Genomic DNA, 16,192 nt, shown 5'->3' with positions numbered 1-16,192 from the left:
TTTAGTACAACCACCCCCTTTCTTTACCTTTACCACCCAGTGGAAATGTACACAAACTGGCTTACTCCCCCGCCACCGCCGGTGGCCGACCTGCCGGGCTACGCCCTCGGGCACCGGCTGTCCGCGACGCCGCCGCAGGCTGCGCGCTTCGCCCTGATCGGTGCATCGGCCGCGGCGGCCGATGGCATCCGGCGTCACCTGCACGCCTACGCCTGGGACTTCGGAGTCCTTCCGTTGACGGACCTCGGCAACCTGCGCAAGCAAACGGTAGAGTTTACGATCCCCCTCCTGCGGGAGTGCTTTGCCTCCGGGCTGTTGCCCGTCGTGCTGGGCGGCACCACCGAACTGCTGCGGGCCCAGTACCTGGCGTTCGCCGAACTGAACCGGCAGGTCGGACTGTGCCACGTGGATAGTACAATCCGGCTGCGGCCGGAGGGTGGGGGGGCAGGTCGCCCGGCAGTGCTGGATTCGGCCGTGCACCGCGACCGGTCCCCGTCGTTCCACCTGGCTCATCTGGGCTCCCAGCGGCACCTCGTAGACCCGCGGCTCGACGGCCTGTTCCTGCGCCGCCACTTTGAACGGGTAACGTTGGGCCAGAGCCGGGGCCAGCTTTCCGAGCTCGAGCCCGCGATCCGCGACGCCGATGTCCTGGCTTTTGACCTAAGCGCGCTCAGCGCCACCGAGGCGCCGGCCCAAAGAGGCCGGTGCCCCTCCGGCCTCACCGTGCAGGAAGCGGGCCAGGTAGTCTACTATGGCGGTAACAGCGACCGGCTCGCGTCTTTCGGACTTTACGGGTACACGCCCGACGGCTGTACCGAACGCGAACGTACCCTCACGGAGGCCGCCCAGGCGCAGCTCGTCTGGTATTTTCTCCACGGCGTCAGCCGCCGGGCGGGTGATTTCCCCGCTACGACCGAGGGACTGGTTGAGTACGTCGTCGACAGTAAGGTGACGGACCGCCTGACCTTCTGGCGTTCGGCCCGCAGCAACCGCTGGTGGGTGCAGGTCCCCGTCGAGCAGGTGAACGGAGAGGAGCGGAACCGCCTGGTGGCCTGCAGCTATGACGACTACCTCAAAGTTAGCCAGCAGGGACAGCTCCCGGAGCGGCTACACCTGGCGTTTTCCAGGTATTAAGTTAAGGGTGACGGATCGGCCGGTGGGGGGGAGGGAGCTCCGGAAACGGTACGTCACGGCACCTGCGTCCCCGCCGAAAGTGTAAACCATACTAAAGTTTGGGTCCGCCCAAACAATAATCGGACGTTAAAAACCGCTATGGATGCAAGCGACCGAAACCGGTCGTCGTGTTATCCTAAGCAGTGCCCCCGGGCCTTGATTCTGGATTTTTTTCCTGGTCAATTTAAGCCAGCGTCTCTCTCATCAGAACATACATAGTCGGGTACGCCCTAGCGTCCCGGTAACTTGTCTCGCGCCCTTGATCGGTGGTGACAAGGTGTGTTGTTCTGTGTGCGGTGGCCCGGTAGCATTGATTTTTAACCTGGTCTTGCATGTTGAACTTTACTAAGCTAGTTCTCCTCATAAGCCTGATCCCCCTTTCACTCTCCCTTACGGGCCAGTCGAGCTGTTCGCAGAGCGACCCCTTCCTGCTGCCGCCCACCAGCACCTTCTGCGCCGATCAGGACGGCTTTGTCACCGTCGAATTTCCTATCCATAACTTGGGAGAATCCGCAGGAACCTACCGCGTTGAGTTTCCCGATGGTACGGATACCACCTACACCGGCGTGAAAACTTCGGTCAACGTGTCCAAGAAGTTCCTCTTCAATTGCGGCTCGCCCCCCGGCCAGCCCACGCCGCCCACCGAACAGTCGCGCTATTTCGAATACGCCTCCGCCCTTACCGTGACCCGGCTCGACTGCGTAGACGAGCGCGGCGACAACCAGAAGGGGACCTACGATTTCCGGGTGGTACCGAACCCGATCGTCGGCATTAAGCACGGTGACCTCGGCTGCCGAGACCTGCCGTTCGTGATGAACTTCGAGGGCAAACTCTGCAGCGAAGAACTCGTCCAGTCCTACCAGTGGTACATCGACGGCCAGCTGATCGAGGGCGCTACCGAAAAGAAGTACAAAGGCCACGTCATCACCGCACCCGGCACCTACGTCGTGCGGCTGGAAGCGACAACCTACAAGTGCTCGAATACCTACGCCTTCGAGAAAATTATCAAGGTTACGGCCAAACCGAAGATCGACCTGACGTACCGCGTGGACTCCACCACCCTCTGCGACGAAGTGGTACAGGTATTTCCCAACCTGCAGTCGGAGCATGCTACCTCGTTTTCCTGGTCGAGTGATTCCGAAGCCGTGAGCTTCTCCGATCCGGCCGACCCTAACCCCGTTATCACCATCCGCAACGAACGGGCGGGCACCCATACCATCCGGGTGAGTGCGAAGAACAGCAACTGCTCGGCCAAGGAGCAAAGCTTCGACGTGACTACCCAACGGGGGCAAACGGTCCAGGTGCTGGAAGAAATCGTGACCTGTACCGGGTACTCGCTCGACCTGTGCGAGTACGTAATCTACGCCCCGGAACCCAAGGTGATAGAGTGGAGCGCGGACCGGGCGGGCGTTGACTTCAGTAATTCCGCCTCGGCGTGTCCGACTGTAACCTTCGACCAGGTCGGCGAGCACGTGCTTACCGCTACCGGCCGGGATGCCTGCGGCGAAAGCTACACCGTCCAGGTACCCGTGCGGGTCCGCAGCGGAGCCCGGCTGGTCATCGACCTTAGCGCCGTGGATACCCTCTGCGAGACGGACGCCTCGTTTTCCCTGCTGGACTACATATCCCCCGCCGCCCAGGTAAGTCACATCGTCGGTCCGGCGGTGGTCGACAACGAATTTCATCCCGATATGGCGGCCGGCCGCTCGGAGATCCTGGTGACCGATAGCTGTGGCTTTCCCTACCCGCTGGAAATCTTCGTCATCCAGCAGGAGAAGTACACGGCCGGCAACCCCCGGCTCTGTATTGGCGACAGCATCGACCTGTTCGGACTGCAGGCGGGGGAATACCGTGGCCCGGGCGTGACCGGAAACGTGTTTCGCTCGGCCCACTTGGCTCCGGGTGACTACCGCATTGCCTTTCAAAGCCTCAGCCGTTGCGGCGGTAAGGATTCCCTGACGGTACGCGTCGAGCCCCTGCCGGAAGCCGGCTTCGCCGTGACGACCGATAGCTGCGGACACGGATCCGCCGCCCCCCGGTACGCCGGCCTCAACCCGGTGCGGCTGGAGAACCGCTCCACGGCCAAGACACTCAGCTATCGCGTGCTGGGAACCAAACAGGTGATCAACGACCGGGACAAGGTGCAGTTCCAGTTCACCGAGCCCGGCGTGTATACTATCCAGCAGGTAGTGGCCTTTCCGGGGGGCAGCTGTACCGACACCACCGAGCAACGCATCGAGATCCTGATGCCCCCGGTGATCGATTTTGCCTACGCCGTGGACAGCAGCGCCTGCGATTCGCTAACCATCGACCTTTCGGCCGGCGACCAACCGTCGGGCCTTGACTACCGCTGGGTATTCACCAACCTCGAGCGCAGCACGCAGCCGGCTCCGCAACTGGATCTCCTGCGGCCGCTGGCGCCGGAAGTGCTGGGCGTGGACCTGAGCGTCATGAACGCCTGCTACACCAGCGCCGATACGTTCGGCATCGTGCTTCCCCAACGGTTCCGCGTCTCCTTTGACGTACTGAACGACAACAACACCGTTTGCTCCGACGATACGGTCTACCTGGCCAATACCTCGGTGAACGCGAAAGATTTCCTGGTGACCTTCCCCGACGGCCGTCAGGCCGGCGCGCTGCCCGACTATCTGCTCCTCAAGAATACCACCGATAAGGTGCTCAAGTACCCGATCACGCTGCGGGGATCGAACGATAACTGCCCCGACCAGACGGTAGCGGATACCATCTTCGTCCTGCCGGTCACTACCCGGGCCGCCTTCGGAATCGACTACCCGGAAGCCTGCTCCTCCGCAGACGTCACGCTGACCAACGCCACCACCCCCGGCGCCCGCTGCTTCGTGGACTGGGGCGACGGATCCACCCCCCAGGCGGTCGGTGACCTTGGTCAACTGCAACACCGCTACGCGGTCAACCGGGACACCACCTTCGAAATCACGCTCGCCGCGGCCCTCTGTGGCCGGGATACCTTCCGCCGCCGGATCACGATCCGGCCCGCGCCGGACCCTTCCTTTGCCATTGCGGCCGTGGACGCCAACTGCATCGGGCAGGATCTCGTTTTCGCTCCCGATGCCGGGGCGGCGGCCTACGGCCTGCACTGGGACTTCGGCGACGGGACGTTCTCCCAGGAGGCAACGCCGGTCCACGCCTACGAAAAGCCGGGTAAGTACCGGGTAGGGCTTACCGCGACGGCGGCCAACGGCTGCTCGGCACGGGACAGCTTCGACCTCGAAATCGAACAGTACAACGGAGCCGCCCTCGACTTCCGGGTACCCACCGCCGGCTGTGCGGGGGAGGAGCTCGGCCTGGAACTCGTCCGGCCCCTGACCGGCTGGCGGATCGACTACGGCAACGGCCGCGAGGTAGCAGAACCGCTCGACCGGCCCTATCCGGAAGAGGGCCGCTACACCATGCGGGTTACCGCGACGTCGGAGAACGGATGTACCCGCGACAGCACGGTAGCCATAGCAATTCACCCGGCTTTCACCGCCGCGATCCGTACCGCAAGCATCGATACGGTGGTCGGTCTGGGCGATAAAATTCCCCTGCGGGTGGCCGTCACGCCGCCGCGGAACATCTCGGAGGTGCAGTGGGTAGGCGACAGCATTGATAATCCCGGCGCGGCATACACCACCGCTTACCCCATACGGGACGGCCGCTACAGCGTCATGCTGGAAGACGTGCACGGCTGCACGGCCTCGGATTCCCTCTTCGTCCGCGTGGACGCCGCCTACGCCGACCGGATCTACGCCCCCAATGTCTTCAGCCCGAACGGCGATGGCTACAACGAAACCTTCGGCATCGAAGTAAAGAGCAACACGGTGACGCGCATCCGGTCCATCCGGGTGATGAATCGCTTCGGCGCCGTGGTCTACGAATGCACCGACTGCCCCGCGGGAACGCAGGGGACGGGTTGGGACGGAACGCTGGGGGGGCGCCCCCTGCAAGGCAATGTCTACATCTGGGCCGCCGAAGTCGACTTTGTCGACGGAAGCAGTCAGATTTTTTCTGGCGATGTGACGCTATTGCGTTAGATCAAGGGCTATAGAGTAGAACCATTCCTGTTGAGAGGCTTGTCGGATATTCCGGCAAGCCTTTATTTTATTTCCCCCACCGTGGCCTGGTAGAGTACGGTGTCCTCCACGCAGGTGAAGCTGCCGCGGAAGCCGGCGGGGACAAATACGGTGCGCCGTTCTTCGCTGAGGTCTACGCCATCGCCCTCGGCACGGCCCGACAGGAGCAGGAGAATTGCCGGCGCGTCGCTGCTGTCCACCGATACGGTGGAACCCGCCGCTGCCGCCCGGCGCAGCAGACGAAAATCGGGGGCGGGGGTAGGGAAGTGGCGCCACGCTCCCGGACCGTCGGCCGGATCGAGGGGGTCGGGTACTACGGTCTCGAAGCGGGTCTTGTCCATCAGTTCGGGTACGTCGATGTGCTTCGGCGTAAGGCCGCCGCGCAGTACGTTGTCGCTGTTGGCCATCAGCTCTATGCATACCCCCTCCAGGTAGGCGTGGGGGATGCCGGCGTCCTGGTAGATGCCTTCACCCGGGGACAGCTTCACAAGGTTGAACCAGAAGATGGAGAACATGCCGCGGTCGTGGTGGCCGTCACGGGTGTACTGTTCCACGGCGCGCCGGGCCCAGTAGCGGGGACTGTCTTTGGGGTAGTCCTCATCCTTGATCTCGTCGACCAGGGGCTGCAGGAGCCGGTCGATCGCCGACTGGTCGGCATTCATCACGTGGGCGTATAGGCCCTCCAGTCCCTCGTTTTCGTAGGAGGGCAGGAGGCCGATCCAGCCGGGCACCTCCTTCAGCGAGCGGCGGATGGCGTCGGGGTCGCGAAACCCGTGGAGCAGGTAAAAATCGGTAAGGGCTACTCCCAGCTCCGGCTTGTGGTTATCGTCGCGGTAGTTGCGGTCGGGCGCGTCGCGGTCCGGCCCGTTGGCCTCCTCGCGGGCGAAGCCCGCTTCGGCTGCCTGCTTGGTGGGGTGTACCTGAATGGATAGCATCTCGCGCACGTCCAGGATCTTGAACAGGAACGGCAGCCGATCGTCGAAGCGCTCGGCAACCTTGTCGCCCAGGTAGCGCGCGGGATCTTCGGCGATCAGGGTATCCAGTGTCTCGTCTCGGTTCAGCAGGGTACCCGGCCCCTTCGGGTGGGCGCCCATCCAGAGTTCGGCCCACGGCTCGTGTTCCTTGTTGTTCCGGTGAAGCAGCTCTGGCAGGTAGGAATATCCGCCCCAGGCGTAGTGCTGAATGGTTCCGTCGAAGGGGTAAAGTTGCGACAAGGTGCTAGCGTTTGGTACAAAAGTAGTAGTGCGCGGCCCGCTGGCTTGTTCGGGGGGGCGGCGCGCAAAGTTGCGGAATTTACCCGGGGGCCGGGGCGGGTTCGCGGGTGCGGCGGATCGCTAAACCTCCGGCTTGCCGGTTTATGGTCCGAATGGAGTGCATCCGGGCAAATTGGCTACCTTGCGCGACTTTCCGCAAAACCGCAACTTATGCCCTATCTTTTTACGTCCGAGTCCGTATCCGAAGGTCATCCGGACAAGGTAGCCGACCAGATCAGCGATAACCTCGTAGACCACTTTATCGCCTTCGATCCGCAGTCGAAGGTAGCCTGCGAAACCCTCGTAACGACGGGTCAGGTGGTGCTGGCCGGTGAGGTCAAGTCCGACACGTACCTGGACGTGCAGACCCTGGCGCGCGACGTGATCCGCAAGATCGGATATACCAAGTCCGAATACATGTTCGAGGCCAACAGCTGCGGCGTGCTCAGCGCCATTCACGAGCAGTCGCCCGACATCAACCAGGGCGTGGAGCGGCAGTCGGCCGAGGAGCAGGGTGCCGGCGACCAGGGAATGATGTTCGGCTACGCCACCAACGAGACCGAGAACTACATGCCCCTCGCCCTCGACCTCAGTCACCGCATCCTTAAAGAACTTGCGGCCGTTCGCCGCGGTGGTGAGAAGATGACTTACCTACGGCCCGATGCCAAATCGCAGGTCACCATAGAATATGACGACAATCACCGCCCCATCCGGATCGACTCCATCGTGGTATCGACCCAGCACGACGAGTTCGGCGAAGACCACATGATGCTGGCCACGATCAAGCAGGACGTGATCGACTACGTCATCCCGGCCGTGCGCGACCAGGTCAAGCCGGAACTCCGCGCGCTCTTCGCCGACGACATCACCTACCACGTGAATCCCACCGGCAAGTTCGTTATCGGTGGTCCCCACGGAGACACCGGCCTGACCGGCCGCAAGATCATTGTCGATACCTACGGCGGCAAGGGCGCCCACGGCGGCGGTGCCTTCAGTGGCAAGGACCCCAGTAAGGTGGACCGTTCGGCCGCCTACGCCACCCGCCACATCGCCAAGAACCTGGTAGCGGCCGGTGTAGCCGACGAGGTACTGGTGCAGGTGAGCTACGCCATCGGAGTAGCCCGCCCCACCAACATCTACGTCAACACCAATGGCAGTGCCAAGGTAAACCTGAGCGACGCCGAGATCGCCGGCAAGGTCAGCGAGCTCTTCGACATGCGCCCCTACGCCATCGAGCAGCGCCTGAAACTGCGCAACCCGATTTACCTGGACACCGCCGCGTACGGTCACATGGGCCGCAAGAGCGAAACGAAAGAGCTGACCTTCCGCAACGGATCCGGAGAGACCAAAACGGTGACGGTGGAAACCTTTACCTGGGAAAAACTCGACTACGTGGATAAGCTGCGGGAGGCCTTCTCCCTGTAGCGGGTACCCGGTAGCGTATGGAAAAGGGGCCGTCCGGATTTCCGGGCGGCCCCTTTTTCGTTAGCGGTCGTTTTCGGTACGCTTGCGCAGGGCGGCGGCCACGAAGGAAACGAAGAGGGGGTGGGGATTCTCCACGGTACTCTTCAGCTCGGGGTGATATTGTACACCGACGAAGTAGGGGTGGTCAGTGATCTCGACGACCTCCACCAATCCCGTCTTCGGGTTGGTACCGGCGATGGTAAGGCCGGCGGCGGTGAGTTGGTCCAGGTACTTGTTGTTGAACTCGTAGCGGTGGCGGTGGCGCTCGCTGATCTCGGTCGTACCGTAGGAAGCGGCCGTGATTGTGCCCGGTTGCAACTTGCAGTCGTAGGCGCCCAGGCGCATGGTGCCGCCCTTCGTGGAAACGTCCTTTTGGTCTTCCATGATGTCAATGACCGGCGCCTGGCTCAGTTCGTCCACTTCGGAACTTCCCGCCCCGTCGATGCGGGCGACGTTGCGGCTGAATTCCACTACGGCGCACTGCATTCCCAGGCAGATGCCGAAGAAGGGGATCCCGTTCTCCCGTACGTACCGTACGGCCTCGATCTTCCCCTCGATGCCCCGCTCCCCGAAGCCCGGTGCGACGAGGATGCCGTCGAAGCGCTCGAGGAAGGTGGCCACGTCGCGGGATTCTCCCTCGAGTTGCTCGGAGTGGATGGGGACTACCTTGACCCGGCATTCGTTGACCGCCCCGGCGTGGATGAAGGCCTCGTAGATGGATTTATACGCGTCCTGGAGTTCATTGTACTTCCCGACCAGCCCAATCGTGACCTCGTGGGTGCTGTTCTTCAGTTTGCCCAGGAAGTCTTTCCAGCGGCGTAGGTCCGGGGCGCGGCGGTCGGGCAACCGCAGCTTGCTGATCACAGTGGCGTCCAGGCCTTCCTTCAGCATGTGGAGGGGCACGTCGTAGATCGTCGAGGCATCCAGGGCCTCCACGATGCAGCTCTTTTCCACGTTGCAGAAGAGGGCCAGCTTGCGGCGGATCGAATCGTCGATCTCGTGCTCGGTGCGCACGACGAGGATGTCGGGCTGAATACCGGTCTGAAGCAGTTCCTTGACGCTGTGCTGCGTGGGTTTAGTTTTCAGCTCCTTAGCAGCGGCGAGGTAGGGGATAAGGGTAAGGTGGACCGTGATGCAGTTATCTACACCCAGTTCCCAGCGCAGTTGGCGGAGGCTTTCGAGATAGGGCAGGGATTCGATGTCGCCCACGGTACCTCCGAGCTCGGTGATGACGATATCGTACTCTCCGGTATTGCCGAGCAACTGGATGCGGCGCTTGATCTCGTCGGTGACGTGGGGGATCACCTGGACGGTCTTGCCGAGGTAGTCGCCGCGGCGCTCCTTCTCGATCACGCTCTGGTAGATACGGCCGGTCGTCACGTTATTGGCCTGGCTGGTCGGCTTGTTCAGGAACCGCTCGTAGTGGCCTAGGTCGAGGTCCGTTTCCGCCCCGTCGTCCGTCACGTAGCACTCACCGTGCTCGTAGGGATTGAGGGTGCCGGGGTCGACGTTGAGGTACGGGTCGAATTTCTGGATGGTGACCGACAGGCCCCGCGATTGCAGGAGCTTGGCCAGCGAAGCGGCAATGATGCCTTTACCGAGGGACGACGTCACCCCGCCCGTAACAAAAATATACTTGGTCATATTCTGAGATTACGGGATACAAAGGTACACAACGGGTGCTAACCCGGGGAGACGGCAAAGCTTAACAGCAAACGGGCAATAGCCCGCGAACTTTGTATGTTAACTGTGTGTAAATAAATAGTTAACTTTACCGAAAGACTCCGCCCCCGCCATGTACCTCCCCGCCCTCCACCGCATCCTCTTCTGCTGCCTCCTGGCCGGCCTGGGGGTCCTCGTGAGCGGGGATGTAACGGGGCAGCGTACCGTGAATCTTCTGCGGGCCGACCTCCCCGCCCCCGGCCGCCCCGTCGTCCGCGCCGCCAGTGAAGTGGCTACGGAAAACTTTGACTTCGACCGGAATCTTATTTTTTTCGAAGCCATGGTGGACGGCCGGCCCGGTAACTTCATTCTGGATACCGGGGTACCCACGCTGGTGATGAATACCCGGGGGGAGACCAGCGCGCGCGCCTCGTTCACCGGGATGGGCTCCGGGGGAGACGTACGGCTTACCGACCACCGCGTGGACCATTTCGAGATGCTCGGTCGCTCCGTCGACAATTACTGGGCCATCGGGCTGGACCTACGCGATATGGAGTCGCGGACGGGAAAGCAAATTGACGGTTTCGTCGGCTACGACCTGCTGAACGACGGGGAGCTGCGCATCGATTACGTACAGGAAACCTTCCAGCTGCTGCCTTCCCGGCGGCGCCCCGAGCACGGGGGGCGGGCACCGGTGGCTACCCTGCGTTTTACGCTGGTCGATCACCTGCCGGTCGTGCAGCTGCGCATCGACGGGCGGCGCTACAGCTTCGCGATCGACACCGGCGCCGGCCTGAACCTGTTAGCCGACTGGGCCGCCGATGCGTTGCCCACGGTCCCCGGTCACCGCACCATGAACGTACAGGGCCTGGATGGCCGGCCCACCGACTACCCGGTCCTTAGCCTCGCCCTGCCCGACCGCCTCGCGGGCGAGGAGGCGCTGCAACTGGTCCGTGCCGACCTCTCACACCTCCAGGATCCGGGCGCGACCCGGCTGGCGGGTATTCTGGGCTCCTCCTTCCTGAGCCGCTATACCGTGGGTATCGACTACCGCCGCCGGAAGATCTACCTCTGGTAACCCGTATGCCGGCCGCCCCCCGCGGCTGTTAGACCTTACCCGATACCGCTGCACCTGCGCGCGCGCCCAAAGCACTACCTTTGCGCCCTCACAAAGTATAGCCCGATGAAATTTGATGTGCAGGCCCTCGACCGCAAGTGGCAGGACCACTGGAAGGAGCATAAAACCTACCGCACCCCCGACGATACGGACCGGCCGAAGTTCTACGTCCTGGATATGTTCCCGTACCCGTCTGGCTCCGGGCTGCACGTCGGTCACCCGCTCGGTTACATCGGTTCCGATATCGTAGCGCGGCAAAAGCGGCAGGCCGGCTACAACGTCCTGCACCCGATGGGCTTCGACGCCTTCGGCCTGCCGGCCGAGCAGTACGCCATTGACACCGGCGTGCACCCCTCCGAGTCCACCGCACGTAACACCGCCCGCTACCGCGAGCAGATGGAGCGGCTGGGCCTGAGTTTCGACTGGGACCGCAGCGTCAATACCTCCGACCCGAACTATTTCAAGTGGACCCAGTGGATTATCGGCCAGGTCTTTGAGCACTGGTACGACCGGTCGGCCGAACGCGCAAGACCCATGAGCGAGCTGGTAACCTACCTGGAGCAGCACGGCACCGAGGGGCTGCAGGCGGCCGAGAGCGAACCGATGACCGTCAGCGCCACGGAATGGCAGGCCATGTCGGAGAAGGAGCAGAGCGACCTGCTAATGAACTACCGCCTCGCCTTCCGCAGCGTCAGCTACGTCAACTGGTGCGAGGCCCTCGGCACGGTACTCGCCAACGACGAAGTAAAGGACGGCCGCAGCGAACGCGGTAACCACCCGGTGGAGCAACGCCCCATGCTGCAGTGGAGCCTGCGGATCACGGCCTACGCCGAGCGGCTGCTGGCCGGGCTGGAAACGGTCGACTACAGCGAGGGCCTCAAGGCGCAGCAGGTGAACTGGATCGGCAAATCCACCGGTGCGCTCGTCCACTTCGACATTGAGGGGCACGACGGAGGCTTTGACATCTTTACTACCCGGCCGGACACCATCTACGGCACCACCTTCATGGTGATCGCGCCCGAGCACGAACTGGTGGAGCAGCTCACGACGGAGGAGCAGCGGGGCGAGATCGACGACTACCTCACCTACGTCGGGCGCCGCAGCGAACTGGACCGCATGAGCGAGAACAAGGTCACGGGCGCATTCACCGGAGCGTACGCTACCAATCCGCTCAATGGGGCCCGCGTACCGATCTACATCGCAGAATACGTACTGAAGGACTACGGTACCGGAGCCATCATGGCCGTACCGAGCGACGACGAACGCGACCGGCGCTTTGCGGAGAAATTCGGCATCGAAATCATCGACGTGGTCGACAAGTCGGATTACCCCGGTGCTACACTCAAGGACAAGGTGGGCAAGATCATCAACTCCGATTTCCTGAACGGAATGGAGGTGCCGGAGGCGATCGCGGCCGCTACCCGGCGGATCGAGGAGCTGGGCCGGGGCACCGAGCAGACGAACTACCGTATTCGGGACCTCGTCTTCAGCCGGCAGCGGTACTGGGGTGAGCCTTGGCCCATCGTCTACGACGCCAACGACGTGCCCCAGCTGGTGCCCGAGGACAAGCTGCCGGTCACCCTCCCCACCATGGACGACTTCCGGGCGGTGAGCGGCGCGTCTCCCCTGGAGCGGGCCAGCGACTGGGTAACCACCCCGGACGGGCGCCGGGAAACCGACACCATGCCGGCAACGGCGGGATCCAACTGGTACTACCTGCGGTATATGGACCCCCATAACCCCGGTGCGTTCGTGGGGCAGGACGCCGTGGACTACTGGCAGGACGTCGATCTTTACGTCGGCGGGGCCGAGCACGCCGTGAGCCACATCCTGTACAGCCGCCTGATCCACAAGTTCCTCTTCGATATCGGGAAAGTGCCCACGCGGGAACCCTACAAGAAACTGCTCAACCAGGGGATGATCGGCGGACCCATCAGCTACATTCACCTGGGCATCCTGCTCGCGGACGACGGACAACGCCACCCGATCTGGGTCAGCAGCGACGTGGCCGAGGGCACCTCCCTCGAGGTCGACGGGGTAGGGAAGGGGTACCTCGTCCTCGACGAGAGTACCGGCACCCGACTTACGCCGCTCCGGTTCGTGACGGAAACCTCCGTAAACAACGAAAGCAGCTTCCGGCTGTACCACACCTCGGTGGAGGAAGCCCAGCGCCTGGACCACCAGGATGCCGCCTACTTCCGAACCATCCTGCAACAGGGGGCGGCCTTCGCCTGGCATACCGACAAGGAAGGCCGGCAGTACCTGGAGCTGAGCGTGGAGCAGGGGAAGATGTCCAAGCGGAAGTACAACGCCGTGAACCCCGACGACATCTGCGACCGCTACGGTGCCGACTGCTTCCGGATGTACGAGATGTTTCTCGGACCGATCGACCAGGCTAAACCCTGGAGCGTCTCCGGGATCGACGGGGTGTACCGCTTCCTGCGCCGCTTCTGGAACCTCTTCGTGGGAAATGGGGATGCCCTTGCCGTAAGCGACGAGCCGGGCAGCCGGGAGGAGATGAAGATCCTGCACACCCTCATCCGCAAGGTGACCGAGGACGTGGAGAAGCTCAGCTTCAACACCTGCGTAAGTGCCTTCATGGTGGCCACCAACGAGCTCACGAAACTGAACTGCAACAAGCTGGCGGTACTTGAGCCGGCCGTGCGCCTCATTGCGCCCTTCGCCCCCCACCTCGCGGAGGAGCTCTTCCGGGCGCTGGGCGGCGCGGGTAGCGTACACCACGCGGCGTGGCCGGAGTGGGAGGAGCAGTACCTCCGCGAAGACAGTATCACCTACCCCGTGGCCTTTAACGGAAAGACCCGGCTGACCCTCGAGTTCGCGGCGGAAGCCACGCGGCAGGACATCGAAGCCGCGGCGCGGGCGGATGCGCAGGTGCAGGGTTACCTGGAAGGAAAGGAGGTGCGCAAGGTTATTGTAGTACCGAAGCGCATGATCAACTTCGTGGTGGGTTGAGCATTGGTCGCGAAGTGGTACTTTCGTGGTGGTGAATACCTTCGACGAGAGTGATTTAGAGCTCACGTTCCCCGAATCCTGGATCGTGCGCAAGTTCGATGCCACGGCGGCCTACCACAGCGTAAGCGGCCACGGCCTTAAGGGTGTGGACTTTATGTGCCTGACGCCGGACGGCCGGCTCTGGTTCATCGAGGTGAAGAATTACCGCCGCCGCAAACCAGCCCACCGAATCGTGCGCCGGAGTCCCGAGGAACTGGCCGAGCACGTCGGCCGCAAGTTTTCGGATACCAAGCGGCTCATCCACGTAGTGAACCGGGCCCTCCGCCGCCGGTGGTGGTTGGCCCTCAAGCTCTACTGGTACGAACTGCGTAAGGCCCCGCGCCCGCAGAGCCCGCACTGGTTCTGGTACGAGGCCGAGCGCCGGCTGGCCTTTCCGCGCAAGCTGACCTGCCTGCTGTGGCTGGAAACCCCGGAGACCGGCGTGCACTACGAAGAAGCCGTGGCCGGTGCCCTCGAAGAGTGGCTCGAGCCCGGCAACGAACTGCGGCTGGCGGAAATGCAGCGCCACGCAGGCGTCCCCCTTACCGTGATCCCCAAGTAACCCTGACTATGGCAGCCGCATACGAACTTGACGACCTGGACCGTAAGATCCTTGCCCTACTGATGGAGAACGCCAAGCGCCCCTACACCGAGCTGGGGGCCAAGCTTTTCGTGTCGGGTGGCACGATCCACGTACGCATGAACAAGCTGATCGCCGCCGGCGTGGTGAAGGGGCAGACCCTGGTGGTCGATCCCGTGAAGCTCGGCTACGACGTCTCGGCCTTCCTGGGGATTTACCTCAAGGGCAGCGGGCTCTATAACCAGGCGGCTGAGTACCTGAAAGGCATTCAGGAGATCGTTTCGGCCCACTACACCACCGGCGTGTACAGCATCTTCGCACGGGTCGTATGCCGCGATACCGACCACCTGCGCGACGTGCTGCAGCGCATTCAGGCCTTCGAGGGCATTCAGCGCACGGAAACCTTCATCACGCTCGAGGAGACCATCGACCGCCCGGTACAGGTGATCAGCCGGGAGGAGCTCGACGAGCTGCGGGCTACGGACGATCCAGCAGGATCTGGCCGGACAGGTAAGTAATGGCCTGGCCGCTGATGCGGACCTTTTTGCCCCGCAGTTCACAGGCCAGTGTGCCGCCGCGCGCGGAAACCTGGCGGGCGGTCAGTTTCTTTTTCTTCAGCCGTTTTGCCCAGATGGGGGTAAGAATCGTGTGGGCGGACCCCGTCACGGGGTCCTCGTTGATCCCGTAGGCGGGGTAGAAACAGCGGCTGACGAAATCGCAATCCCGGCCAGGGGCGGTAACGATGAGGCCGCGGCGTTTGAGGCGTTCGATCACGTGGAAATTGGGTTCCAGGCTGCGTACCTGCTCTTCCGACTTTAGTACGGCTACCAGGTCGTCCTGTCCGGCGTACACCTCAACGGGCTTTAGGCCCGCCAGCGCACCGCGCAGTTTTTTCGAGGAACGGTGCTTTTCCGGTTTGTCCGCCGCGAAGGACATGGTGTAGTTTCCCTCCGCTTTTTTCGGGGTGACCGTAATGGTGCCGGCTTCCCGGGTGCGAAAGCGCAGTTTCTCGAGATCGCCGCCGCCGGACCGGTAAAGGACGTGGGCCGCCGCCAGCGTGGCGTGACCGCAGAGGCGCACCTCGGTGGTGGGTGTGAACCACCGGATATCAAATTTTCCCTTTCCCCGGATAACCACGAAGGCAGTCTCGGAGAGATTGTTCTCCGTGGCGATTTGCTGCATCAACTTGTCGCTGGGGAAGGCCGGTACGGGCACTACGGCCGCGGGGTTGCCTCCGAAAAGGTGGTCGGTAAACGCGTCGACCTGATAGAGCGGAAGATTATGCATGAAAAAAATCGGGTATATAAATGATAAAATTGGTGGTGGGTGAATCCGATAGGGACAAACCGTCGTATGGTAAAGGGCGACGAACGTGGGTTTAGCGGTGATCATTTGATTACGGCCCCCGCAGGGAGCGCTTCGCCACTTACCAAATTCACAAGCCAAACTTATGAATTCTTTCAATAGACCCCCTATGAACCACCTTTTCCTGCGAGAAGGTACCAGTTACCTCAAGATCCCCCTGGAGGATATCCAATACATTGAGGCAGACGGCAACTACGCATACATCCAGACGCGCGAAAAGCGCTTCGCCATCAAGCGCAGCCTGGCGGCCATTTCCGAAGAGCTGGAAGCCGGTGACTTCGTACGCGCCAGCCGCGGTCTGCTGGTCAACTTCAGCCAGGTCAACCGGGTCAGCTTCGCGGACGGCGTCATCGAGCTCAACGAGCAGCAACTCAAGATGGGCAAGGCCTACCACGCTGACATCAAGTCGCGGATGCCCCGCCTGTAGCCCCGCCGCCGGGCCACTATTGAACGTAGTCGTAAACGGTGGGTTCTC

Annotated in this window: 11 protein-coding genes; 8 read left to right on the top strand and 3 right to left on the bottom strand. The window is 62.5% G+C overall.

Annotation, left to right across the window (positions count from 1 at the left end):
- Positions 1 to 45 precede the first annotated feature (45 nt).
- Together DQG19_RS02230 and DQG19_RS02225 are read left to right on the top strand one after the other, a co-directional pair.
- A complete protein-coding gene (locus DQG19_RS02230) occupies positions 46 to 1,134 on the top strand; it encodes a hypothetical protein (protein WP_116124588.1) in 1,089 nt (362 codons plus the stop codon).
- A gap of 371 nt (positions 1,135 to 1,505) precedes the next feature.
- Positions 1,506 to 5,225, top strand: a complete 3,720-nt coding sequence (locus DQG19_RS02225) for a PKD domain-containing protein (protein ID WP_116124587.1) — start codon at positions 1,506 to 1,508, stop codon at positions 5,223 to 5,225.
- Positions 5,226 to 5,287: 62 nt separating this feature from the next.
- Here the strand turns inward: DQG19_RS02225 and manA are convergent, their stop codons facing one another.
- A complete protein-coding gene (gene manA, locus DQG19_RS02220; RefSeq protein WP_116124586.1) occupies positions 5,288 to 6,478 on the bottom strand; it encodes a mannose-6-phosphate isomerase, class I in 1,191 nt (396 codons plus the stop codon).
- A gap of 210 nt (positions 6,479 to 6,688) precedes the next feature.
- On the opposite strand from manA, the gene metK reads away from it, so the two are divergent.
- Positions 6,689 to 7,942: a methionine adenosyltransferase gene (metK, locus tag DQG19_RS02215; protein ID WP_116124585.1), complete on the top strand. Its 1,254-nt coding sequence runs from the start codon at positions 6,689 to 6,691 to the stop codon at positions 7,940 to 7,942.
- Positions 7,943 to 8,002: 60 nt separating this feature from the next.
- Here metK and DQG19_RS02210 read toward each other — a convergent pair whose 3' ends face one another.
- Entirely contained in the window at positions 8,003 to 9,625 is a 1,623-nt protein-coding gene (locus DQG19_RS02210) for a CTP synthase (RefSeq protein WP_116124584.1), read from the bottom strand.
- Between the two features lie 151 nt (positions 9,626 to 9,776).
- On the opposite strand from DQG19_RS02210, the gene DQG19_RS02205 reads away from it, so the two are divergent.
- The 4 genes from DQG19_RS02205 (at position 9,777) to DQG19_RS02190 (ending at position 14,870) form a co-directional block, all read left to right on the top strand.
- Positions 9,777 to 10,721, top strand: a complete 945-nt coding sequence (locus tag DQG19_RS02205) for a pepsin/retropepsin-like aspartic protease family protein (RefSeq protein ID WP_116124583.1) — start codon at positions 9,777 to 9,779, stop codon at positions 10,719 to 10,721.
- A 105-nt stretch (positions 10,722 to 10,826) separates the two neighbouring features.
- Complete coding sequence (locus DQG19_RS02200; RefSeq protein WP_116124582.1) at positions 10,827 to 13,733, top strand: leucine--tRNA ligase; 2,907 nt, start codon at positions 10,827 to 10,829, stop codon at positions 13,731 to 13,733.
- Between the two features lie 31 nt (positions 13,734 to 13,764).
- Entirely contained in the window at positions 13,765 to 14,334 is a 570-nt protein-coding gene (locus tag DQG19_RS02195) for a hypothetical protein (protein WP_116124581.1), read from the top strand.
- A gap of 8 nt (positions 14,335 to 14,342) precedes the next feature.
- Positions 14,343 to 14,870 carry an Lrp/AsnC ligand binding domain-containing protein gene (locus tag DQG19_RS02190; RefSeq protein ID WP_116124580.1) on the top strand — a complete coding sequence of 176 codons (528 nt, stop codon included), beginning with the start codon at positions 14,343 to 14,345 and terminating at the stop codon, positions 14,868 to 14,870.
- Here the strand turns inward: DQG19_RS02190 and DQG19_RS02185 are convergent.
- Positions 14,830 to 15,639, bottom strand: coding sequence for a PhzF family phenazine biosynthesis protein (locus tag DQG19_RS02185; protein ID WP_116124579.1), 810 nt, complete (start codon positions 15,637 to 15,639; stop codon positions 14,830 to 14,832). The genes DQG19_RS02190 and DQG19_RS02185 overlap by 41 nt on opposite strands.
- A gap of 187 nt (positions 15,640 to 15,826) precedes the next feature.
- On the opposite strand from DQG19_RS02185, the gene DQG19_RS02180 reads away from it, so the two are divergent.
- On the top strand, positions 15,827 to 16,144 hold the full coding sequence (locus DQG19_RS02180; protein WP_157974280.1) for a LytR/AlgR family response regulator transcription factor: 318 nt from the start codon (positions 15,827 to 15,829) through the stop codon (positions 16,142 to 16,144).
- Positions 16,145 to 16,192: the final 48 nt, after the last annotated feature.

It is taken from the genome of Lewinella sp. IMCC34183, from assembly GCF_003390915.1.
Taxonomy (GTDB): domain Bacteria; phylum Bacteroidota; class Bacteroidia; order Chitinophagales; family Saprospiraceae; genus Neolewinella.
The sequence above is the reverse complement of the archived record's forward strand: the minus strand, read 5'-3'. Positions and strand labels throughout refer to the sequence as shown.